This is a genomic window from Ruegeria sp. TASC047 (assembly GCF_059612445.1).
The window spans coordinates 157,161-180,122 of sequence record NZ_JBXWQP010000019.1; the positions used below are offsets into that span (position 1 = coordinate 157,161).

Consider the following 22,962-nt stretch of genomic DNA (forward strand, 5'->3'; position numbering starts at 1 on the left):
TACTTGGGCTGTCACGCCATGAAATGGGGTCTGTTCGGCATCTTTTCCATACTGAACTGAATAGTTCGGTTTGCATTTTTTCGCAAGAGGGAAGCAAAGCGGTCAAAATGTGCAAAATCGAACCCTTGGCTTGGCGTTGGTGCCGGGGTATGACATGGCGCACTTACACAAGATAGACAGCCCGGGGGCTTGGATGAGCGATATTGACAGTTTCATTGATGAGGTCACCGAAGAGGTGCGCCGCGACCGGATCTATCTGTTGCTGCGCCGCTGGGGCTGGGTGGGTGTCGTCGCCGTCGTGTTGATCGTAGGCGGTGCCGCTTTCAATGAATACCGCAAGGCGCGGGACACGGCGCAAGCTCAGCAATTGGGTGACACCATTCTTGCTGCGTTGTCCGAAAATGACCCGGCTGCAAGGGCTGCTGGTCTTGCGCAGGCAGAGGCGATGTCACCGGGCGGGAAAGCAGTGCTGGATATGTTGCTGTCCGCGTCACAGGTCGAATCCGGATCCCGAGAGGACGCGGTCAACAGCCTGAACGCGGTGGCCGTTCAGGGCGACCTGCCCGAGATTTACCGCGCGATTGCAAGCTTCAAATCGCTGCTGTTGCAGGGTGACACCTTGCCTGCCGCCGACCGGCGTCAGCAGTTCGAGGCGTTGGCATCCCCCGGAGCTCCTCTGCGGCTGCTGGCGGAAGAACAGTTGGCCCTGATTGACGTGGCCGATGGCAATATCAATGCTGCGCTGGACCGGTTGCAGGCGCTGCGGCAGGATGCCGAGGTGGGTATCGACCTGCAACAGCGCGCCGCGCAAATGATCATTGCTTTGGGTGGGGTACCTGAACCATTGGTGGCGCAGCAAGGCTGACCAGGCGGGACAAAAGACTTAACGACAGGCGAGTTCGGAGTATCATGGTAAAAAGATTTTTTTCCCGCACGGGATTGCCTTTTGCGGCGTTGGCCCTGACCGCATTGGCGGCCTGTGAGCCGCCCGAAGCCATTCTGCCGGGTGAACGCGAGGATATTCGCCCTGTTTCAGATCTTGAAACGGTCGAAAAGCGCGGCTCGCAACCGATCAGCCTGCCGGGGCAACAGGTCAACGCTAGCTGGTCCCAAAGTCCGGGAACGCCCGCGTACCGGACCACGCATGCCGCCTTGCGCGCGACGCCACAGCGGATCTGGTCTGTTTCGATCGGGCAGGGTGACTCGCGCAAGCAGCGCATTACCGCCGAGCCGGTGGTTGCGGGTGGATTGATTTTTACACTGGATTCGGGGGCGACCGTTTCAGCGGTCACACCGCAGGGGCAGTTGGCATGGGAGACCGACCTGATCCCGCCAAGTGATGGCGACTCGGACGCAACAGGTGGTGGCTTGGCTTATGCCGACGGCGTCCTTTATGTGTCGTCAGGGTTCGGTCGGCTGACTGCGCTGGACGCCAAATCGGGTTCTGTGCGCTGGCAAAAACGCTTGGAAGCGACTGGCAGCGGCGCTCCGCTGGTGAACGACGGGCTGTTATACGTTGTGGCCGGAGACGAAACCGGCTGGGCTGTAAACACCAAGGACGGACGCATAGCCTGGCAATTCGAAGGCACACCAAGCGTCGGGAACGTTCTGGGTGCGCCTGCGCCTGCAATTGCGTCTGATCTGGCCGTATTTGCCTTTGGCTCGGGCGACGTAGCCGCCACCTTCCGCCGCGGCGGTATCCGTCGATGGAACGCGTCTGTGGCGGGGGGGCGTCGCGGGCGCGCTGCGGCACAAATCGTCGATGTGACCGGCGGTCCGATGGTTGTTGGCAACAGTATCTACATCGGCAATCACTCGGGTCGGACCGTCGCATTTGATGCCGCTTCCGGTGAGCGCCATTGGACGGCGGATGAAGGTGCGGTCGATACTGTCTGGCCTGCGGGCAACAGCATTTTCCTGATCAGTGATCGCAGCCAGCTGGTGCGCCTGAACGCGGCGGACGGGTCTGTCATCTGGGCGCAGGACCTGCCGGGCTTTGTCAAGGACAAGCGTGGCCGCCGAGGACCGATCTTCGCGCACTACGGCCCAATTCTGGCCGGGGGTCGTATCGTGGTTGCGTCCAACGACGGATATCTGCGGTTCTTCAATCCAGTTGACGGAACACTGGTACATCAGGCTGAGGTTCCCGGAGGCGCGACAGCATCCCCTGTTGTGGCCGGGCAGACGCTGTATGTTGTTTCGACCAAAGGTGATCTACACGCTTTCCGTTGACGGCAAGATGCGTTAAAGGGCGCAACTTGAGTCTTGAAAGTAGAGTATCATGTCGCTGACCCTCGCCATCGTGGGGCGCCCGAATGTGGGCAAATCCACATTGTTCAACCGCCTCGTGGGCAAACGTCTGGCCCTGGTCGACGATCAGCCTGGTGTGACGCGTGACTTGCGCGAGGGCGAAGGGCGTCTGGGCGATCTGCGCTTTACCGTAATCGACACGGCCGGGCTTGAAGACGCGACAGATGACAGTTTGCAGGGCCGGATGCGCCGCCTGACCGAGCGCGCCGTGGACATGGCCGATGTCTGCCTGTTCATGATCGACGCGCGGGTCGGGCTGACGCCCACGGATGAGATGTTTGCAGAAATCCTGCGCAAGCGGTCCAAGCACGTGATCCTTGCGGCCAACAAGGCTGAAGGCAGCGCAGCGGATGCCGGGGTGCTCGAAGCATACAATCTGGGTCTGGGTGAACCGGTGCGGATGTCGGGTGAACATGGCGAGGGGATGACCGACCTTTATGCTCAGCTGATGCCGTTGGCGGATGCCGCCGAGGAAAAGCAGGTCGAAGAAGCCCCGGAAACGGATATTGAGCTGGATGAAGACGGTGAGGGCGAAATGCCCCTGATCACCGCTGCCAAGCCTTTGCAAGTGGCCGTGGTTGGCCGTCCGAATGCGGGCAAGTCCACGCTGATCAACAAGATCATCGGCGAAGACCGCCTGTTGACGGGACCTGAGGCCGGGATCACCCGTGACGCTATCAGCCTGCGGATCGATTGGGCCGACCCGGATGGAGAAAGCACTCCGATGCGGATCTTTGACACGGCAGGAATGCGCAAGAAAGCAAAGGTACAGGAAAAGCTGGAAAAGCTTTCCGTGTCAGACGGTCTGCGCGCGGTGAAGTTCGCCGAGGTTGTCGTCGTACTGCTGGACGCGGCCATTCCGTTTGAACAACAGGACCTGAGAATTGCCGACTTGGCCGAACGTGAAGGCCGGGCTGTTGTTGTTGCTGTAAACAAGTGGGACGTCGAGGAAAACAAGCAGGAAAAGCTGCGGGAGCTGAAAGATGCCTTCGATCGCTTGCTGCCGCAGCTGCGCGGTGCCCCTCTGGTTACCGTCTCGGCGAAAACGGGCCGCGGGCTGGAGAGATTGCGCGCCGCCATCTTGCGCGCCCATGATGTCTGGAACCGCCGTGTGCCAACCGCGGCGTTGAACCGGTGGCTGACTGCCATGCTGGAACAACACCCGCCGCCGGCCCCGCAGGGCCGCCGCATCAAGCTGCGCTATATGACCCAGGCGAAAACGCGGCCGCCGGGTTTTGTTGTGATGTGTTCCCATCCCGATAAGATGCCCGAAAGCTATACCCGCTATCTGGTCAACGGGTTGCGTCAGGACTTTGACATGCCTGGCACCCCAATCCGTCTGACGCTGCGCGGGCAGGGTGACAAGAACCCATATAAGGGGCGGCGCAAGAAAAATGCGGGCGCATTGGCCAAGCATCTCAAGGGCCGCGCGTAACTGCGCCAATTTTCAGCATCTTACCTCACGGGGGCGTGACAGTTTCTGTTCTCCACGCTAGCATTCATGCGTGTGCATTTGTTTGGGCACGCACTGCTTGCACGCGGACTAGCCGCACCTAGATTTGAACAGAAAACTGAACGGCCATCGTAAGGAGACGGCTGGATGGATTTGAGGGAATATACAAGACATTACGCGGTGCAGGACAACAGATTGGCCGCGGCAAGTTATTTTGGCACATTTGCGGTGTATTTCGCGTCGCTGACCGTTGCGATCACCTTTGTTGATCGATGGTACATCATGATACCCGCCGGGATCGTGTTCGCCTTTGCCGCAGTACGGCTTTATGTGCTGCAACATGATTGTGGGCATCACTCTCTGTTTGAAACACGGATTCAAAACGAATGGGCAGGGCATGGCCTGTCTCCCTTCACTTTCGCCCCGTTCGAGGTGATGAAACAGAACCACAATCTGCACCATGCGGGCATCGGAAATCTTGAGCACCGCGAGACAGGTGAAATTCACACGATGACCCTGCGAGAGTGGAATGCAGCTGATTGGAAAACACGTTTGTTTTACCGGCTGTATCGCAATCCGTTCATCCTGGTTCCGGTCGGCGCGTTGTTCACCTACTTCATCCGATACCGCTGGCCCAAGAATACGGCGCGTTTTGGCGCCAAAGGTGTGGTGTTGCACAACCTGTCGATCGTTGTTTTTCTTGGATTGTTGTATCTGATCGCGGGTATGACGGGCATTTGGGTCTGGCTGGTGTTTTCCTTTTTGGGTGGAATGCTGGGCGTCTTCCTCGTTTATCTTCAGCACAACTTCGAAGATACCTATTGGGATCGCCGCCCTGACCTGAATCCTCAGACAGCAGCGCTTGAGGGGTCATCCGCGCTGGATTTCGGATGGTGGTTCGATATGTCTGTGGCTTGCATCACGTTGCATGACATCCACCATTTCAACGCGCGTATCCCATCATATCGCCTGCGTGCCTGCCACTATAACCTGCCGCCGGAATATACCCCCCGCCGGATCAAATTTCCCGAGGCCGTGGCAGCATTGAACCTGAAGCTATGGGACGAAGATGCTAAGCGCCTCGTACCCTTTCCGAGAGACAACCGAGCCGCTGGTCTTGCCCATAACTAAGCTGGCAGAACAGGGGCGACCACCACACAGCTTGCGGGCTCGTGTATCTTTTGTATATACGAGCCGGTAACGAGACAGAGAGAGGACCTATAATGACCGCTGTGACCGACATAAAAGGTGTAGGAGAGGCGCTTGGCCAGGCCCTTGTTGCCAATGGCTTCAAGACGGCCGAGGCGATAGCCAAGGCCACTCCTGCTGATTTGGTCAAGGTCCCTCGGATCGGTGAGGCGCGCGCGTTGGTTTTGATTGCATCTGCCAAAGATGCCGTTGCTGCAAAACCGGCGGCTGCGAAACCGGCAACACGCCGAACTGCGGCCCGGACTCCGGCGGCGCGCAGACCGACCGAACGCAAAGCCGCGCCACGCAAAACAATCGCTGCAGCCGCAGTCAAGAAACGGGTCGAGGAAGCCGCACGCAAGGCGGCAGAAGAAAAAGCAGCGGCTGAAAAAGCCGAAGCTGCTGAAAAGAAAAAGGCCAAAGCCAAGGCCAAGGCCGAAAAAGCCGCGAAGAAACGTAAAGAGATGGAAGCCGCTTTTTCAAAGGCCAAGGACAAGGTGAAAGCCAAATCCAAAAAGGACAAAAAGTCAAAAAAGGACGGAAAAAAGAAAGACGGTAAAAAAAGCGGAAAGAAGAAGGACAAGAAAAAAGCGAAGAAGTAAAACCTCTTCGCCTTCTGTTGATGTCCTAACCGGTGCCTGACGGCGACGGTTTCGTCTGTCAGGCCAACGTACCGTCCAGTTGCAGGGTCAGTTTGCCACCCAGATAGGGGCCAAGTACCTCGGGCAGCGAAACAGTGCCGTCTTCATTCTGACCATTCTCCAGAACTGCGATCAGACAACGCCCGACAGCCAGACCGGAACCGTTCAGAGTATGAACAAATTCGGGTTTGCCACCACTTTCAGGCCTGAACCGGGCATTCATCCGGCGTGCCTGAAACGCGCCTGTAGTCGAGACCGAGCTGATCTCGCGATAGGTGTCCTGTCCGGGCAGCCACGCTTCGATGTCATAGGTGCGGCGCGCGCCAAAGCCCATATCACCGGCGCACAAAACAACAGTGCGATAGGGAATACCCAGCTGTTCCAGCAGATCCTCGGCGCAGCGCAACATGCGCTTTTGCTCATCGTCTGACGCGTCGGGATGGGTGATCGAGACCATCTCGACCTTTTCGAATTGGTGCTGGCGCAGCATTCCTGCGGTGTCCTTGCCCGCGCTTCCTGCCTCGGACCTGAAACAGACAGTATGGGCGGTCATACGGATGGGCAGGGCGGACTCTTCAAGAATGTCACCGGCCACTGAATAGGTCAGCGTGACCTCGGAGGTCGGGATCAGCCACCAGCCATTGGTCGTCTGATAACTGTCGTCACCGAATTTAGGCAATTTATCAGTGCCATACATCGCCTCATCCCGAACCAGAACCGGTGTCTGCATTTCTGTCAGACCGTTCTTGTCGATATGTGTGTCCAACATGAACTGGGCCAGCGCACGGTGGAGCCGGGCAACCCCCTTGGACAGGTTCACAAACCGGCTGCCGCTGGTTTTGGCGGCGGTTTCGAAATCCATTGCGGCTGCGACGGCGGGAATGTCGTAGTGCTCTTTCGGTGCAAAGCTGAAATCGCGCGGGGTGCCCCAGCGGTTGGCTTCGACATTGTCGTTTTCGTCCGCGCCTTGCGGCACGTCATCGGCGGGCAGGTTGGCAATGCGGGCCAGTTGATCGGTCAGCAAGGCATCCAGATCCTTGGCCTCGGTCTGCATCCGGGCGACTTCGGCCTTTTTCTCGGCGACCAGCGCGCGCAGGCGTTCGAATTCAGCCTCGTCGCCGCGCCCTTTGGCTGCACCGACTTCCTTGCTGGCCTTATTTTGTTCGGCCTGTGCGGTTTCGGCAGCCAGAATCTTGGCACGCCGGCTTTCGTCCAGCCTCAGCAGATCTGACGACACCGGCGCGTCCCCACGGCGCGCTAGGGCGGCGTCGAAAGCGGCAGGGTTTTCGCGAATGGCGCGGATGTCGTGCATGTCTCAGATCCTTGAATGCGTGAATCACTGAACCCGCTTATGCACCATCTGCGGGGCAGGGTGTAGCACCGGTTACGACTTATCAGCGTCTTCGTGGGTTTCATGCGCCAGATGGCCCTCCCATGCCCCGGCCGGTATTTTAGGCTCAGGCGGGTCAGCCACATAAGAAGGTGTCATGATCTGCACATTGTTTTCGTTAAATACCGCAACAATGTTTCGATGCAGGTCCGAACGGATTTTGGGAATGATGCTGCCACGGGTGGTATAGCCGTTGATCTGATAGTTGATCGCGTAATCGGCCAAGGCCGTCCACAGCACAAAAGGTTCGGGATTGGCCTTGATGCCCGAGGTGCGGTTGGCCGCCTCGATCAGCATCGCCTCTACCTTCTCAGGGGGTTCTTCGTAGCCGATACCAACGGTCGTGTGCAGCAACAGCCCGCTACCATCAGTTTTCTTCGAAAAGTTCACGACATCTGAATTCATCAGTTGTGCATTGGGGATTGAAATCAGCTCGTTCTTGATCGACTTCAGGTGGGTCTCCATCAGTTTGATCTGAACCACATCGCCGATATGGTCCCCGATCTGGATTCGGTCGCCGATCGAGGTAGACCTGCGGTAAATCACAAACAGCCCGGCCAGCATGTTGGACACGACCGAATTCGCGCCCAAAGACAGCATGGCGCCGACCAGAATGGTCAATCCCTGGAACGCGGCAGAACCTGAGCCCGGAATATAGGGAACCGCAAAAACCAGCGCGATCAGAATGACGGCGACACGGACAATGTTGAAGGTCGGGTTGACCCAGTGTTTTTCGAAATCGCCCATTTCGAATGAACCGGCTTCGACCGCATCAAAGAACACGCGCAGACCTTTGATGATATACAGCGTGACCCATGTGATCAGGCCCAGCATAATCAGATTGGGGATATAGCTGAAGATGCCCCGGAAGATAAGCAGCACCGGCTCGGTCAGATAGGTTAGCAGAAGCTGCGCGAAATATCGGGTTTCCGCAAAAGCCAAAAGAACAAAGGACAGGTAATAGTAGAAGCCGAGAAAGAAGATAACCAACAGCACGAAGTTCAGGCTATAGCGGATAAGCGCCGCGATTGCTTCGGCCTGAACGCTTTTGGCCGTCGCCGTTTCGACATCCTTTAAGTAGCGTTTTACCAGCTTCAACGTGCGCCGCCTGATCCGACGGTGTAGCCACAAGATAGTGACAACAAACAGGACAAATCCCAACGTCCAGGCAGCCGCTTCTATGGCACCGGAAACACGCGCCTGATCGGTTCGGTTGGCTCGGTACGCCTCGATGGACTGTTTGATCGCATTGCCATGCAAAACGCTCAGAACACTTAGTTCCATCTGATCCAGTTCAGCGTCAGCCTTGGTAACGATCGAGATTCTTTGACCATCGGCCAGAATCCAGATGCCAAACTGGGTCTCTTCATAGGTGATCTCGACCAAAGGTGCTTCCGACGCTTCCGCAACCGCAATGATCTTGTCCTGTACGCCCTCGGCGCGCTCCGGAGCAGGCAGGGCGCTTGATCCTCGCACCTGAAACAGAACGTCCCCGTCCACGATGACCGGAGCCATGAACGTGTCTGGTTCCGCCGTCTCGGTCAGGGGGGATTCCGCGGGTGCTTCCTGCGACAGGGCCGCACCGGACAGCCACACGGGCACCGACAGGGCAGTCAGTAAATAAAGCAACGAAAGGAAAGGCTTGAGCGGCCGTGTCATGTGTCCCCCTTCGGACAAACTATACCCGGTTTCGGTTATGTTCCTAGGGCATATCTGCAACGCTTTGCCCGTGGTTGCCGGGACATGCCAGTATTCAGGTGGGTTACATGACCGCCTTTGCTTGCAAACCTACATTTCAAAGCATAGGTTCCGCCCAAATTTGCGGAACTGTGCCGCAAGACTAGAACAAAGGAATATCCCATGGATGGTGGCGCAATCGCCCAGTTTCTCCCGCTGATCCTGATCTTCGCGATCATGTATTTCCTGCTGATCCGTCCGCAGCAAAAGAAGATGAAGGAACATCAGGCCATGGTTGATGCCGTGCGTCGGGGTGATCAGGTGATCACGCAAGGCGGCGTGATCGGCAAGGTATCGAAGGTCAAGGAAGGCGATAACGAGATCGAGGTCGAAATCGCCGAGGGCGTCAAGATTCGCGTGGTCAAATCGACCATCGCCCAGGTTCTGAACAAGACCGAGCCGGCGAAGTAAATTCGCGCGACAATTCCTTGAAAAGGCAGGGTAATGCTGCAATTTGATACCTGGAAGCGGGTTCTGATCTGGCTGGTCTGCGTGACCGGTCTGCTCATGGCCCTGCCAAACGCGTTTTACACGCGGGTCGAGCAATCCAACGACGCCAAGGCCGCGATCGAGCTGGGCAATGATACGCCGCAGATGCAAGCTGAAGCCGCGCAATGGCCGAACTGGCTGCCGTCATCCCTGGTCAATCTTGGCCTCGACCTGCGCGGCGGTGCGCATTTGCTGGCTGAAGTTCAGGTGCAGGACGTATACGAATCCCGGATGGAGGCGATGTGGCCGGAAATCCGCGACGCGCTGCGCGATGAACGTGCCACGGTGGGAACCATCCGCCGTCAGGACTCGGCCGCGGATGAGATTCGCGTGCGCATCAGCCAGCCCGAAGGAATGCCACAGGCGTTGGAGGTTGTTCGCGGTCTGGCCCGGCAGGTGCAGACCCTGACAGGTGTAGGTGCCACAGACATCGAAGCCCGCGCGGATGGCGACACGATTGTTGTTCAACTGTCCGAGGCAGAAAAACTGGCCTCGGATGATCGCACGGTGCGTCAGGCGCTGGAAATCATCCGCCGCCGGATCGACGAAGTCGGTACGCGAGAGCCCACAATCCAGCGTCAGGGGACGGATCGCATCCTGATTCAGGTGCCGGGTATCGGCAGTGCGGGCGAACTTAAGGAAATTATCGGAACAACGGCACAGTTGACGTTTAATCCGGTTGTCGGGCGCGGAACCGATCCGGATGCCGTCGCAGGCGTCGGTGAAAAAATCGTGCCGTCGATTGACGAAAACGAAGTTTATTACAACATCGAATCCGCTCCGGTCGTGACAGGAGAGGAACTGGTCGACGCCCAGCCGTCCTTCGATCAGAACGGCCGCCCTGCGGTCAACTTCCGGTTCAACACATCCGGTGCGCGCAAGTTCGGGGATTATACCCGTGACAACATCGGCGCACCCTTTGCCATCGTGCTGGATGACGAAGTGATCTCGGCCCCCGTGATCCAAAGCCATATCCCGGGCGGGTCGGGCATCATCACCGGTAACTTCACCGTCGAGGAAAGCACCAATCTGGCCGTCCTGCTGCGTGCCGGTGCTTTGCCTGCAGGGCTAGAATTCCTGGAAGAACGCACCATCGGCCCCGAACTGGGGCAGGACAGTATCGACGCAGGTAAAGTTGCCACAATCGTGGCCTTTATCGCGGTGCTGGTATTCATGGCGCTCAGCTATGGCCTGTTCGGTGTCTTCGCCAATATCGCGCTGATCATCAACGTGGGCCTGTTGTTCGGCTTGCTGTCCCTGATCGGCGCAACCCTGACTCTGCCGGGGATTGCGGGGATCGTTCTGACGGTCGGTATGGCAGTGGATGCCAACGTGCTGATCTTTGAGCGCATCCGCGAAGAACTGAAATCCGCCAGAGGTCCGGCCCGCGCCATCGATCTGGGCTATGAAAAGGCGTTGTCGGCCATTCTGGACGCCAACATAACCACCTTCATCACCGCCGTTATCCTGTTTGCCATGGGCAGTGGCCCTGTGCGCGGGTTCGCGATCACTCTGGGCCTGGGTATCCTGACATCGGTCTTCACCGCGATCTTCGTGACGCGCCTGATGGTTGTCATGTGGTTCGAACGCCGCCGACCGAAAACGATCGAGGTTTGACATGAGACTGAAACTCGTACCGCAGAACACCTCGTTCGACTTCTTCAGTCGTTGGAAAATCTGGCTTGGAATCTCCGGCCTGATGATGGTGATCGCGTTCACCTCTTTTCTGCTGCAGGGGCTGAACTTCGGCATCGATTTCCGCGGTGGAACCACGATCCGGACCCAAAGCGCACAAGCAATCGACGTGGGTGTATACCGCGATGCTTTGTCTCCGCTGCAACTGGGTGACGTCACCATCACCGAGATTTTTGATCCAAGTTTTGGTCCAGCTGAAAATGTCGCGATGATCCGTATTCAGGCTCAGGAAGACGCCGAAGCGGTCACCGCAGACGTGATCACCCAGGTCGGCGAAGCGCTGGCTGCCGCAGACTCCGGACTAAAACTGCCCTTTGAAAGTGTCGAATCCGTTGGCCCAAAAGTGTCGGGCGAGTTGATCCAGACGGCTGTGATCGCGGTTGTCTTGGCCATTGGTGCCGTTCTTGTCTACATCTGGCTGCGCTTTGAATGGCAGTTTGCACTGGGGGCAGTTGCCGCATTGGTGCACGATGTGATCCTGACCATCGGCATCTTCTCGGAACTGCAAATCCGCTTCGATCTGGCGATCATCGCGGCGCTGCTGACCATCGTCGGCTATTCGCTGAACGACACAGTTGTCGTCTTCGACCGGGTGCGCGAGAATCTGCGGAAATACAAAAAGAAGGACCTCAAGGAGGTTCTGAACATCTCGATCAATGAGACCCTGAGCCGGACTGTCATGACCTCGGTTACTACGTTGCTGGCTTTGATCTCACTTTATGTTCTGGGTGGCGACGTAATCCGCGGCTTTGTGTTTGCGATGATCTGGGGCGTGATCGTTGGGACCTATTCTTCGGTCTTCGTGGCCTCAACCATCCTGCTGTGGCTGGGTGTCAAGCGCGACTGGTCCAAACCGTCGAATACGGCGGGCAACCAGTTTGCCAATATTGATGCCTGAGGCTCTACAACAGGCCTTGGCCCTGCCGGGCCTCACTTGGCTGATCCTTACCATTGGAGCCGCGGGACTTGTCCGCGGCTTCACAGGTTTTGGCACCGCGATGATCTTTGTGCCGGTGGCGACCCAGTTCCTGCCAATAGCGGATGTGGTCTTTCTGATGGCCGCCACCGGTATTGCATCAACCTTTGCCTTGGCTCCGCAGGCGTGGCGGGATTGTGACAAGGTTGAGATCAGCACTCTGGGCTTTGCCGCAACGATAACCGTACCGCTGGGGCTGTGGATCATGGTGCAGGTGGACTCGGTTGCGCTGCGCTGGGTTGTTTGCGGCATTACCGGTCTGACCCTGCTGGCCGTGGTTACTGGCTGGCGGTGGGAGGGTAAACTGGGACTGCCCGGACGTCTCGCCATCGGCGGCAGCGCAGGCGTTGTCGGCGGCATGACCGGGCTGACCGGCCCGGTTGTCATCGTGTTCTATCTGGCCAGTTCCACAGATGTGCGCAAGATTCGTGCCAACACCATCATTTTTCTGGCATTGCTCGACGTTGTCATCGTTTTCAACATCCTCATCAGCGGTGCCGCAGATTTGTCGATCCTATGGATTGTCCTGCTGCTGTGCGTGCCTTATCTGATCACTACGCTTATCGGCAAAGCATTGTTCGACCCGAAACTGGAACGGATCTACCGCCTCGCGGCCTATTCGGTCATCCTGATTGCGGTCATTTCCGGACTGCCGCTTCTGGATTGAAGAAGGGACATCATGCGTCTGAATCAGATTACTTTTACAGATGCCAAACCCATAGACGGTTATGGCCCCGGTTTTTTTCGAATTGGCGGCGATGTCTTCCACGGCGCTGTCCTGACAGGCCCGGCAGGCCCGGCAGAGTGGGGCGGCTATGACGACCGACACCCCCTTCTGGACCTGGCGGGCAGGATCGACGTCCTGCTTATCGGCACGGGCGCAGACATGGCCCACATCCCCCAATCGCTACGGGTTGAGTTGGAAAATGTCGGACTTGGTGTTGAAATCATGAACTCCCCCGCCGCCTGCCGCACTTACAATGTGCTGCTCGCCGAAGGTCGCCGCATCGCACTTGCCCTGATCCCTGTCTGATGGGATTCTCTTCATCTGGCCAAAAATATCCCGGGGAGTGTGAGGGGCTGGCCCCTCACTTCGACATGTGCCAGCTGTGGTGCGCTGGCATCCTGCGGCAAATCTCGCCTTTTGCCCCTGCGGACAATCCGCTAAGCGGGTCTCATGACTTTGACTGTAACAGATCTGTCGATCACTCGTGGCGGTGTTCCCGTCCTTGAGGGCCTCAGCTTTCAGCTGTCGCCGGGCAAGGCTCTGATCCTGCGGGGCCCAAACGGGATCGGCAAAACGACGCTTCTGCGCACGTTGGCTGGCTTGCAGCCTCCGCTGGAAGGCATGATCGAAGGGGCCGAGGACCGGATCGCCTACGCGTCCCATTCGGACGGGCTCAAACCGACATTGTCGGTGACTGAAAACCTGACATTCTGGGCAGCGGTCTTTGGTACATATGACATCCAGCCGGCGCTGGACGCTTTTGAGTTGAACGAACTCGCCGACCGTCACGCCGGCAATCTGTCGGCGGGCCAGAAACGGCGGTTGGGGCTGGCGCGGATGCTGGTCACAGGGCGGCCAATCTGGATGCTGGACGAGCCGACCGTCTCGCTGGACAGGAACGCGGTGCAAATGTTTGCCGATGCGGTGGGAGCACATCTGGGTCAGGGCGGGTCAGCCCTGATCGCGACCCATATCGACCTTGGCCTTGATGGCGAGGTTCTGGACGTCGGTCCTAACAAGGCCAAACCCAAACCCATCGACGATTTCGACGGAGGTTTCCTGTGATCGCCCTGTTGCTGCGCGACCTGAAACTGGCTTTACGCGCAGGCGGCGGGTTTGGGCTGGGTCTGGCCTTTTTCCTGATCGTTACTGTGATGGTGCCATTTGCGGTGGGGCCGCAATCCTCGCTGCTGTCCACGATTGCGCCCGGTGTGCTCTGGCTGGGGGCCTTGCTGGCCTGCCTTCTGTCGCTTGACCGCCTGCTGGCACTGGACTGGGAAGACGGCTCGCTCGACCTGCTGGCCACGGCACCGCTGCCGCTGGAATCGGTTGTCACAGTCAAGGCGCTGGCCCACTGGCTGACCACTGGTCTGCCGCTGGTTCTGGCCGCCCCGTTTCTGGGTGTCTTGCTGAACCTGCCGCTACCGGGGTTTTTCTGGCTGGTGATCTCGCTCCTGATCGGTACCCCGGCCATGAGCGTCATCGGGACATTTGGTGCTGCGCTCACCGTTGGCCTGAAACGTGGCGGGCTATTGCTGTCGCTTCTGGTGTTGCCGCTTTACGTCCCCACCCTGATTTTCGGGGCCGAAGTTGCCCGGCGTGGAACAACAGGGATGGAAGTGCAGACGCCACTGCTGATGCTGGCCGGGATCACGGCGGCAACCATCGCATTGTTGCCCTTTGCCAGTGCTGCCGTGCTACGTATCAATCTGCGGTGAACCGCGACAAGTTTGATGGATGTCAATTGAGAACCACCCCAACTCGGACTAGATAGGGCCCATGTCAATCGCAGCCAAAGCCAACGCCCTCTGGGAATATGCCAACCCGCGCAAGTTTCTTGAAACCAGCGAACGGGTCTTGCCGTTTTTCTGGATCGTCTCGATCCTCTGCATCGTTGTCGGTCTGACCTGGGGCTTTTTCTTTACACCGGACGACTACAAGCAGGGGTCGACGGTCAAGATCATCTATCTGCATGTTCCGGCGGCTCTGATGGCGATCAATTGCTGGCTGATGATGCTGGCCACCTCATTGGTCTGGCTGGTGCGTCGCCACCATGTCAGCGCGCTTGCGGCACGGGCTGCTGCACCGATCGGGATTGTAATGACCCTGATTGCGCTGCTGACCGGGGCCATCTGGGGACAGCCCATGTGGGGCACATGGTGGGCTTGGGATCCGCGCCTGACATCGTTTCTGATCCTGTTTCTGTTCTACCTTGGCTATGTCGCCTTGTGGGAAGCTATAGAAGATCCGGATACCGCAGCCGATCTGACCTCGGTTCTGTGTCTTGTTGGGTCGGTCTTTGCGATCCTCAGCCGGTATGCGGTGAATTTCTGGAATCAGGGCCTGCATCAGGGCGCATCGGTCATGCGGGCCGGGGCCGTTACCGGGGCGGATACGGAAGAGAAAGTCAGCAACGTCTTTTTCTACCCCCTGCTGGCCTGCATCATCGGATTTGTTCTGCTGTTCATCGCCTTGGTGTTGTACCGCACCGGAACGGAAATTCGCGCCCGTCGTATCAAGGCGTTACAGGCACGGGAAAGGGTGGGCGGATGATCCCCGATCTTGGAAAATATGCAGACGCTGTTTTGTCGTCTTATGCCGTTTCCATTGCCCTTATCGTGGTACTGGTTGCGTTCAGCGTGATGCGCGGGCGCAAGGTGCGTGCTGAAATGGAAAAGGTCGAACAGAGGATGTCGCGCAATGGCTAAAATCTCGCCCCTGATGATTGCGCCACCTCTGATATTTGGCGCATTCGCGGTTCTCGCAGGCATCGGCATGTTTCGCGAAGATCCCAACGCTTTGCCCTCGGCCCGCGAAGGCCAACCGGCGCCGCCCGTGGTTCTAACCGAGTTTCCGGGAAAGACCCTTTTCGACGACGAAACGCTGCGGGACGGAGAGGTCAAGCTGGTCAACTATTGGGCCAGCTGGTGCGCCCCATGCCGCGTCGAGCACCCCAATCTCGAAGCGCTGGCAGCTGAAGGCATCCCTGTTTATGGCATCAACTACAAAGACAAGCTGAGCAATGCCGATTCGTTTTTGACCGAGCTTGGCGATCCTTACGCCGCTATTGGGCGTGACGAGCAGGGCCGCATGGCGTTGGATTGGGGCCTTTATGGTGTTCCCGAAACCTATGTGATTGATGGCGATGGTACGATCATCCTGCGATTTGCGGGCCCAATCACGCAGCGGGTGATTGAAAACACCCTTCGCCCCGCCTTGGAAAAAGCTGCAGGCGGTTAAGGTCGGTCCTATAGCCAAAAGCCTAAACGGGTCTACAGACGATAGCCGCCGGTTACGCCCAGAACCTCTCCGGTAACAAATCCCGCCGCATCCGATGCCAGAAACCGTACGACGTTGGCGATATCTTCAGGTGTTCCGATCCGGCCCAATGCGGTCTCTTCGACGAAAAGCGAGGTCAGGTCGTCTGGCCGGGGGGCTTCGGGGATGTTGATGGCGCCCGGCGCGACGGCGTTGACACGGATACCGTCCGGGCCAAGCTCTTTCGCCATGGCACGGGTCCAGAGGTTCAGTGCGGCTTTGCTTGCCCCATAAGTCACGGCATCGCGCGGCGGCAGCGTTGCGTTCATGGATGAAATGCTGACGATGGATGCACCGCGTTTCAGATGTGGCAACGCAGCAGTGAGCAGCGCGGCAGGGGCCAGAAGGTTGAGATCGAGGATCGCCCGATGATCCTCAGCCTTAAACTCTTGCTTCGGAGTGGAACGGACAAGGCCCGCGTTATTCACGATCACGTCCAGCCGCCCGAAGTGATCGATGACCTGTTCAACAACCAAGGTCGGTTGATTGTCTTTCGTCAAGTCAGACTGAATCGCCAGAGCGTCGCCTTTCAGCAAATCTGGATCGGGCTCGCTGGCCAACCATGTGAACGCGATATGGTGATCTGGGCTTAGGTTTTCGACTATTGCCCGCCCAATCCCGCGGGCGCCACCGGTTATCAGCGCAACTTTATCCATGGGCACACAAGATCGGCAAAGTGTCCGAGATTCAACGCTGATCTTTTCGCGCTTAGAATTCTGTCACTTTCGCAGCAGTATCCAGAACATTGCTGCAATGAAAGCGAACGTTACGAGGTTCATCAGGGTGTCTGTGAGATCACCGATCAGCATCGCGTTGCCCCTCTTCTCTTAGTCCACGGAACAGGCAAACCATCAGCAGGACCGAAATAAAGACAAACGGCAAGGCTCCAAGCGAGATGAGGATTTTCACCGAGTCAACTGATCCAGAAAGGATCATTGCAACGCTTAGAAGTCCAAGCAATGCCCCCCAGATCAGACGCACACGTGGAGGAGGGTTTTCGTCCCCACCCGTCGAGAAAGTGCCCAAGACAAATGCCGCACTTACGACGCTGGTCACAATGAACAAAAATGCAGCCATTACAGTAGCGAGGGTCGTGATCAGAGACAGCGGTAAGCGGTCGAGCAGGGCAAAGGTTACACGCTCAATATTCGTTTGGGTGTAAGCCAGAAGTTCGCCCGCGCCATTGAGCGCTTCAAAAAGCCCGATGCCACCAAAAGCGCCGAACCAGAGGATCGAAAACAACGTGGGGGCGAACAGTACTCCGATCACGAATTCTCGTATTGTTCGACCGCGAGAGATGCGGGCGACGAAGACGCCCACAAATGGTCCCCAGGCGATCCACCAGACCATATAGGTAAGTGTCCAATCGCTGAACCATTTGGTGACGTCATCGCCGAAAAACGTAAAAGTCTGAAAACCCCTTGGAATGACATTGGTGACATAGTCGCCGAATCCCTGAACGACGGTGTTCAGAAGATATTCAGTTGGGCCGAGGACTACCGTGTAGGCCACAAGGCCGATCGCAATCAGCATAGCAGCGTTGGACAAACGCGCCATGCCTTGACCCAGATCGATCAAGAGCGCCGGGATATACGCAGCGACCATGGCCAGAAAGACAACGCCAATCAAAAGGGCTCCGACCGTTTCCCGGCCACCCAGAACAGCGATGCCATCTGCCACCTGAAACACGCCCATAGCCATGGAACCTCCAACACCGATGGCTATTGCGACGATTGCCATGAAATCTGAAAGCCACCCGACACGTTCTGCCCAGCGTTCACCGGGAAACAGGCTTTGGATCGGGGCGCTGACCATCATGCCGGTGCCGCGCCGGAAACTGAAATAGGCAATCGTCAGCGCGGTGGAGCCATAGATCGCCCAGGCATGTAGCCCCCAGTGAAAGTTCGTTGCCAGCATGGCTTGCTGCGCCGCGATGAAATCCGGCGCCATGCCTGTGATAAAGTTGAAGTGAGTTAGCGGTTCTGCCACTGCCCAAAACAACAGGCCGACGCCCATACCGGCGGAAAACAACATCGAAATCCATGTGGCCGTGGAAAACTCTGGTTCTTCGTCATCCCGGCCGAGGCGAATATTGCCATACGGTGAAAACGCCAAAAACAGGCATCCGATCAACATACCTGAAGCAGCGAGCATCACGAACCAGCCGCGGCTGTGGAAGGTCTGTTGGACGATACCACTTGCCCAGGTCACCAAGCTTTGAATGTCCACGACGCCCCATATTCCGATCACTGCAATAACGCTGAGGGAGCAAACCAGCAGAGCGTTGGGTTTCTTCATGGTGAATGGTTCCTGTGGATGACCTTGCCCAACAGTTTCAGGTTTTCGAATGAATGACCAGAAAACAAAAGACCCCCGGTTGTTGGCCGGGGGTTTTGATTGGTCGCATCGCTATCGGGTTACGATTCCTTTGCAAGGTTACGCAGCACATAGTGCAGCACGCCGCCGTTTTCGATGTATTCAATCTCGGGTGCGGTATCGATGCGGCACTTCAGGGTGATGGTCTTCTCAGTTCCATCGCCATAGACGATTGTGCAGGGTACCTCTTGCAGCGGTTGAATGGTGTCCAGACCGTGGATCGAGACGGTTTCGTCCCCCTTCAAGCCCAGTGTTTTGCGCGTGTCACCCCCTGTGAATTCGAACGGGATCACGCCCATGCCAACCAGATTGGATCGGTGGATACGCTCAAAGCTCTCGGCGATTACGGCCTTGACGCCCAGCAGCGCCGTGCCCTTGGCCGCCCAGTCGCGGCTTGAGCCCGCGCCGTATTGTTCGCCGCCGAACACGACCAGCGGGGTGCCATTGGCCTGATAGGCCATCGAAGCGTCATAGATCGACGTCTGTTCGCCATCCGGACCTTTGGTGTATCCGCCTTCAACTCCGTCCAACATCTCGTTCTTGATGCGGATATTGGCGAAGGTGCCGCGCATCATGACTTCGTGATTGCCCCGTCGCGAGCCATACGAGTTGAACTCGCGCGGCTGAACCTGACGGTCGGTCAGATACTTGCCAGCCGGCGTCGTGGTAGCGAATGATCCCGCAGGTGAGATGTGGTCGGTGGTTACCATGTCGCCCAGAATGGCCAGAACCTTGGCGCCTTTGATGTTCGAGATCGTGCCCGGTTCCGCCCCCATACCCTGGAAATAGGGCGGGTTCTGGATGTAGGTCGACGTTGGCGGCCAGTCATAGGTTTCCTGTTGCGGAACCTCTACGCTTTGCCATTTCTCATCCCCCTTGAAGACATCCGCATATTTCGACTGGAACGCTTCGCGGGTTACGGTTGCTTCGACCAGTTCCGCGATTTCACTTTGGGTTGGCCAGATGTCCTTCATGAAGACGTCGTTGCCATCCTTGTCCTGACCGATGGGCTCGGACGTCAGATCGATGTCGAGCGTACCTGCCAGCGCATAGACAACAACCAACGGCGGCGAAGCCAAGTAGTTTGCGCGGACATCCGGTGAGATACGGCCTTCGAAGTTCCGGTTGCCGGACAGAACCGACGTGGCGACCAGATCGCCCTCGGCAATGGCTTCCGAGATTTCTTTCTGGATCGGGCCCGAGTTGCCGATGCAGGTGGTGCAGCCGTACCCAACAAGGTTGAACCCAACCTTGTCCAGATCTTCTTGCAGTCCAGCGGCCTCAAGATAAGCAGATACAACCTGCGAACCGGGTGCCAGCGAGGTTTTGACCCAAGGTTTGCGGTTCAGACCCAGAGCTGCGGCTTTGCGAGCCACAAGGCCTGCACCGATCATCACGTAAGGGTTCGATGTGTTGGTGCAGGAGGTGATCGAAGCAATTACAACCTTGCCCGACTCCATGGTGTAGTCTTCGCCCTTGACGGCGACTTCCTTGCCCATGGAGCGCTTGAAAGTCTCTTTCATTTCCTTGGTGAAAGCGGCCTTGGCGTCGGTCAGCGCAACGTAGTCCTGCGGGCGTTTCGGGCCTGAAATTGCAGGAACGATTGTGCCCATGTCCAGTGATAGGGTGTCAGTGTAGATCGGCGCATAACCCGGGCCTCTCCAGAACCCGTTTTCCTTGGCATAGGCTTCGACCAGCGCGATGCGGTCTTCGTCGCGGCCAGTGTTGCGCATGTAGCGCAGGGTTTCGTCGTCGATCGGGAAGAAGCCGCATGTCGCGCCGTATTCCGGCGCCATGTTGGCAATGGTTGCACGGTCAGCCAGCGGCAGGCGGTCCAGCCCTTCGCCATAGAATTCGACGAATTTACCCACCACGCCCTTGGCGCGCAGCATTTCGACAACTTTCAGAACAAGGTCCGTACCGGTGGTGCCTTCGACCATCGAGCCGGTCAACTCAAAACCGATCACCTCAGGGATCAGCATCGAGATCGGCTGACCCAGCATTGCGGCTTCGGCCTCGATCCCGCCAACGCCCCACCCCAGAACGGCCATGCCGTTGACCATGGTGGTGTGGCTGTCGGTGCCAACCAGTGTGTCGGGATAGGCAACTTCTTCGCCGTTCTGATCGGTGTCAGTCCAGACAGTCTGTGCCAGATATTCCAGGTTCACCTGATGACAGATACCGGTGCCGGGAGGCACAACGCGGAAATTGTTGAACGCGTTCTGACCCCATTTCAGGAACTGATAGCGTTCCATGTTACGCTCGTATTCGCGGTCGACGTTCATCTGGAACGCACGCGGGTTACCGAACTCGTCGATCATGACCGAGTGGTCGATAACCAGATCGACCGGGTTCAGCGGGTTGATCTTCTGTGCGTCACCGCCCAGGCCCTTGATCCCGTCGCGCATGGCGGCCAGATCGACCACCGCTGGAACACCGGTGAAGTCCTGCATCAGCACGCGGGCAGGGCGGTACGCAATCTCGCGCGGGTTCTTGCCGCCATTGGCACCCCATTCGGCAAATGCTTTGATGTCATCGACCGAGACCGAAAAGCCGCTGTCTTCAAATCGGAGCATGTTTTCCAGCACGACTTTCAATGCGGCAGGAAGGTTGGAAAAATCACCCAAACCGGCCTGCTGCGCGGCGGGGATCGAATAGTAGGAAATGGATTTGCCATTCACGTTCAGGCTGCGGCGTGTCTTGGCGGTATCCTGTCCGACTTTAATGGGCATCGGGTGGCCTCCCTTCTCAAATGACTTGGATTTCGGGCATCGCTGAATGTTATCTGCATCACCCAAGCCGCTGGTTCAAGGTTCAATGACACTGGATTTGCAATTTTGTATACCATTGCACACATATGAGCGGAGAATTGCAAATACCGCCCTCAAGAAACGTTGATTGGCGGTTGAAGGGCAAAACGGCTATCCCAGAGAACACCCGCTTTATCCGAGAGTTTTTATGTTCAGACCCGCTGCTTTGACCGCTCTGATATCCTGCCTGCTCGCCACCCAGTCCATGGCCGGTGAGGATCCTGTGGTGGTTGAGCTGTTCACCTCACAGGGGTGTTCGTCTTGCCCGCCGGCGGACCGGATTATGCGTGAGCTGGCGAAACGCGACGATGTCATCGGGCTGGCGCTGCATGTCGACTATTGGGATTACATCGGCTGGAAGGACGAATATGCCGATCCTGATCACACGCTCCGGCAACGGGCCTATGCCCGCGAAAACGGAAAATCCATGATCTATACGCCCCAGATGATCATAAATGGTCAGCACGATATTGTCGGCGCTCAGGCTCAGGAGCTCGACCGTCTGATTGATGCGCATCTAAAGGCCGCCCCCGAGGCAGCGGTGACAGCAACCCGAGACGCTGACGAAGTGACCGTGAGTGTGACGCCTGTAGAACTGCCCGAAGGTGAGACCTATGACGTGCGTATCGTTCAGTATTCGCCTCTGCGCCATGCCTCGATCCGCCGTGGTGAACTAGCCGGGCGGGAATTGGATTATGCCAATGTTGTCGAGACCTGGCAGATTGCGGGCCGGTGGGATGGGCAAACGCCGCAGACATACTCGGCGCAGCTGGAGCCAGGCTTGCCAGCCGTCGTGCTTGTGCAAAGGGCCGGTCACGGGCCAATAGTTGCCGCGTCTTGGGCCAAGTGATCAGGGCATGTCGTCCGGTTGGACGCCGAGCCCGTTCCAGCTTTTCCAACGCCGATGGATCCAGAACCACTGTCCCATATGCTGCCGCACGATCTGTTCCAGATCGTCATTGGTGAACTGAGTCATCGTCTTTGGGTCCGTGTGCGGAACGGGATCATGCAGGATGATTTCAAAGTCGATGCCATTAGGCTGGCGCACGGCATAGCACGGTATCAGTACGGCCTTGTACTTGATGGCCAGCTCTGCGTTCAGCACGGATGTCACGGCAGGCTTGCCAAAGAATGTCAGCTCTTCGCCCCCCAGCGCATGCAGGTCGGACACGATGGCAATGATTCCACCGTTCTTGAGTGACCGGACCATTTCGACCATGCCACGCCGCCCCTGTTCGAACATCGGCGCGCCGGTTTTGTAAAAAGCTTCGACATAGGCGTCGTTGAAATAAGGATTCGCCATCCGCCGGTAGAGGCATCCAATCGGTTTGCCGCTGTGTTCCTGCAGGGCGACGCGTGCCGCAAGATAGTGACCAAAATGCGCCGTGATCATCATCACCGGGCGCCCTTCGGCAATCGCGGCGTCAAACGCAGCAATACCGGGCCCGGATATCTTGGCGTTCACCTGACGTTCGATGAAACCTTCGGGTGAGAAATGCTCCATTATTGCCCGACCGGCATTATCCGACACGTCTCGATAGATCGTTGTGATCTCGGCGTCAGACAATTCAGGGCAGGTGAGCTTTAGATTCCGGCGGACACGGGTGCGAAATCCAACGACGGGTGCAAGGGTTTTCATGATTGCACCCATGGTTGCTATGCGCCTTTCATAAGGAAGCAGGCGCATAGCGCCGATGATTCCCTGCAGGAGCAGATTGGCGACATAGTATTTTCCAAGCTCAAACCGGCTGAGCTCCGACTTTTCGACGGGCATGGAGGTGTCTCACCGCGTGTTGCGAAATGTTGCCTCAGACATACAACCCGGTACCCGTAACCTCAAGCACCCTGGCGA

General features: G+C 57.6%; 22 protein-coding genes. 16 read left to right on the plus strand and 6 right to left on the minus strand.

The annotated features are described in order from the left end of the window. Positions 1-193 precede the first annotated feature (193 nt). The 5 genes from AC2FLO_RS03280 to AC2FLO_RS03300 all read left to right on the plus strand — a co-directional run bounded on the left by AC2FLO_RS03280 (position 194) and on the right by AC2FLO_RS03300 (position 5,553). The gene (locus AC2FLO_RS03280) at positions 194-865 is read left to right on the plus strand and encodes a hypothetical protein (RefSeq protein ID WP_496751321.1); all 672 of its coding nucleotides are present in this window, start codon (positions 194-196) and stop codon (positions 863-865) included. 44 nt (positions 866-909) lie between these two features. After that, on the plus strand, positions 910-2,232 hold the full coding sequence (locus AC2FLO_RS03285) for a PQQ-like beta-propeller repeat protein (protein WP_496751322.1): 1,323 nt from the start codon (positions 910-912) through the stop codon (positions 2,230-2,232). A 49-nt stretch (positions 2,233-2,281) separates the two neighbouring features. Next, positions 2,282-3,745 carry a ribosome biogenesis GTPase Der gene (der, locus tag AC2FLO_RS03290; RefSeq protein ID WP_496751323.1) on the plus strand — a complete coding sequence of 488 codons (1,464 nt, stop codon included), beginning with the start codon at positions 2,282-2,284 and terminating at the stop codon, positions 3,743-3,745. Between the two features lie 165 nt (positions 3,746-3,910). Then, the gene (locus AC2FLO_RS03295; protein ID WP_496751324.1) at positions 3,911-4,894 is read left to right on the plus strand and encodes a fatty acid desaturase; all 984 of its coding nucleotides are present in this window, start codon (positions 3,911-3,913) and stop codon (positions 4,892-4,894) included. Positions 4,895-4,986: 92 nt separating this feature from the next. Continuing rightward, the gene (locus AC2FLO_RS03300) at positions 4,987-5,553 is read left to right on the plus strand and encodes a helix-hairpin-helix domain-containing protein (protein ID WP_496751325.1); all 567 of its coding nucleotides are present in this window, start codon (positions 4,987-4,989) and stop codon (positions 5,551-5,553) included. 58 nt (positions 5,554-5,611) lie between these two features. On the opposite strand, the gene serS is transcribed toward AC2FLO_RS03300, so the two are convergent. Then, complete coding sequence (gene serS / locus AC2FLO_RS03305) at positions 5,612-6,904, minus strand: serine--tRNA ligase (protein ID WP_496751326.1); 1,293 nt, start codon at positions 6,902-6,904, stop codon at positions 5,612-5,614. A gap of 72 nt (positions 6,905-6,976) precedes the next feature. Further along, entirely contained in the window at positions 6,977-8,641 is a 1,665-nt protein-coding gene (locus AC2FLO_RS03310) for a mechanosensitive ion channel family protein (RefSeq protein WP_496751327.1), read from the minus strand. A gap of 201 nt (positions 8,642-8,842) precedes the next feature. Between AC2FLO_RS03310 and yajC the strand changes: the two genes are divergently transcribed. From yajC to AC2FLO_RS03360, 10 genes are all read left to right on the plus strand, one after another. After that, positions 8,843-9,130, plus strand: coding sequence for a preprotein translocase subunit YajC (gene yajC / locus AC2FLO_RS03315; protein WP_209503494.1), 288 nt, complete (start codon positions 8,843-8,845; stop codon positions 9,128-9,130). 33 nt (positions 9,131-9,163) lie between these two features. After that, the gene (gene secD / locus AC2FLO_RS03320; protein WP_496751328.1) at positions 9,164-10,825 is read left to right on the plus strand and encodes a protein translocase subunit SecD; all 1,662 of its coding nucleotides are present in this window, start codon (positions 9,164-9,166) and stop codon (positions 10,823-10,825) included. Between the two features lies 1 nt (position 10,826). Beyond that, positions 10,827-11,801 carry a protein translocase subunit SecF gene (gene secF / locus AC2FLO_RS03325; protein ID WP_496751329.1) on the plus strand — a complete coding sequence of 325 codons (975 nt, stop codon included), beginning with the start codon at positions 10,827-10,829 and terminating at the stop codon, positions 11,799-11,801. Next, entirely contained in the window at positions 11,794-12,546 is a 753-nt protein-coding gene (locus AC2FLO_RS03330; protein WP_480584935.1) for a sulfite exporter TauE/SafE family protein, read from the plus strand. The genes secF and AC2FLO_RS03330 overlap by 8 nt, the downstream gene beginning before the upstream one ends. Positions 12,547-12,558: 12 nt before the next feature. Next, positions 12,559-12,912: an Mth938-like domain-containing protein gene (locus tag AC2FLO_RS03335; protein WP_480480338.1), complete on the plus strand. Its 354-nt coding sequence runs from the start codon at positions 12,559-12,561 to the stop codon at positions 12,910-12,912. Between the two features lie 144 nt (positions 12,913-13,056). Beyond that, a complete protein-coding gene (ccmA, locus tag AC2FLO_RS03340; RefSeq protein ID WP_480584932.1) occupies positions 13,057-13,671 on the plus strand; it encodes a heme ABC exporter ATP-binding protein CcmA in 615 nt (204 codons plus the stop codon). Next, the gene (ccmB, locus tag AC2FLO_RS03345) at positions 13,668-14,324 is read left to right on the plus strand and encodes a heme exporter protein CcmB (protein WP_496751330.1); all 657 of its coding nucleotides are present in this window, start codon (positions 13,668-13,670) and stop codon (positions 14,322-14,324) included. The genes ccmA and ccmB overlap by 4 nt, the downstream gene beginning before the upstream one ends. Before the next feature lie 61 nt (positions 14,325-14,385). Beyond that, on the plus strand, positions 14,386-15,159 hold the full coding sequence (locus AC2FLO_RS03350; RefSeq protein ID WP_267366837.1) for a heme ABC transporter permease: 774 nt from the start codon (positions 14,386-14,388) through the stop codon (positions 15,157-15,159). After that, positions 15,156-15,314 carry a heme exporter protein CcmD gene (ccmD, locus tag AC2FLO_RS03355; protein ID WP_480480344.1) on the plus strand — a complete coding sequence of 53 codons (159 nt, stop codon included), beginning with the start codon at positions 15,156-15,158 and terminating at the stop codon, positions 15,312-15,314. The genes AC2FLO_RS03350 and ccmD overlap by 4 nt, the downstream gene beginning before the upstream one ends. Beyond that, positions 15,307-15,846: a DsbE family thiol:disulfide interchange protein gene (locus AC2FLO_RS03360; RefSeq protein WP_496751331.1), complete on the plus strand. Its 540-nt coding sequence runs from the start codon at positions 15,307-15,309 to the stop codon at positions 15,844-15,846. The genes ccmD and AC2FLO_RS03360 overlap by 8 nt, the downstream gene beginning before the upstream one ends. Positions 15,847-15,878: 32 nt before the next feature. Here the strand turns inward: AC2FLO_RS03360 and AC2FLO_RS03365 are convergent, their stop codons facing one another. The 3 genes from AC2FLO_RS03365 to acnA form a co-directional block, all read right to left on the minus strand. Continuing rightward, a complete protein-coding gene (locus AC2FLO_RS03365; RefSeq protein WP_480584923.1) occupies positions 15,879-16,580 on the minus strand; it encodes an SDR family NAD(P)-dependent oxidoreductase in 702 nt (233 codons plus the stop codon). A 139-nt stretch (positions 16,581-16,719) separates the two neighbouring features. Then, positions 16,720-18,222, minus strand: coding sequence for a BCCT family transporter (locus AC2FLO_RS03370; protein ID WP_480584920.1), 1,503 nt, complete (start codon positions 18,220-18,222; stop codon positions 16,720-16,722). 119 nt (positions 18,223-18,341) lie between these two features. Next, positions 18,342-21,032, minus strand: a complete 2,691-nt coding sequence (gene acnA / locus AC2FLO_RS03375; RefSeq protein WP_496751332.1) for an aconitate hydratase AcnA — start codon at positions 21,030-21,032, stop codon at positions 18,342-18,344. A 226-nt stretch (positions 21,033-21,258) separates the two neighbouring features. Between acnA and AC2FLO_RS03380 the strand changes: the two genes are divergently transcribed. Next, complete coding sequence (locus AC2FLO_RS03380) at positions 21,259-21,960, plus strand: DUF1223 domain-containing protein (protein ID WP_496751333.1); 702 nt, start codon at positions 21,259-21,261, stop codon at positions 21,958-21,960. On the opposite strand, the gene AC2FLO_RS03385 is transcribed toward AC2FLO_RS03380, so the two are convergent. Next, positions 21,961-22,884 carry a lysophospholipid acyltransferase family protein gene (locus AC2FLO_RS03385; RefSeq protein ID WP_496751334.1) on the minus strand — a complete coding sequence of 308 codons (924 nt, stop codon included), beginning with the start codon at positions 22,882-22,884 and terminating at the stop codon, positions 21,961-21,963. It lies immediately after the preceding gene. Positions 22,885-22,962: the final 78 nt, after the last annotated feature.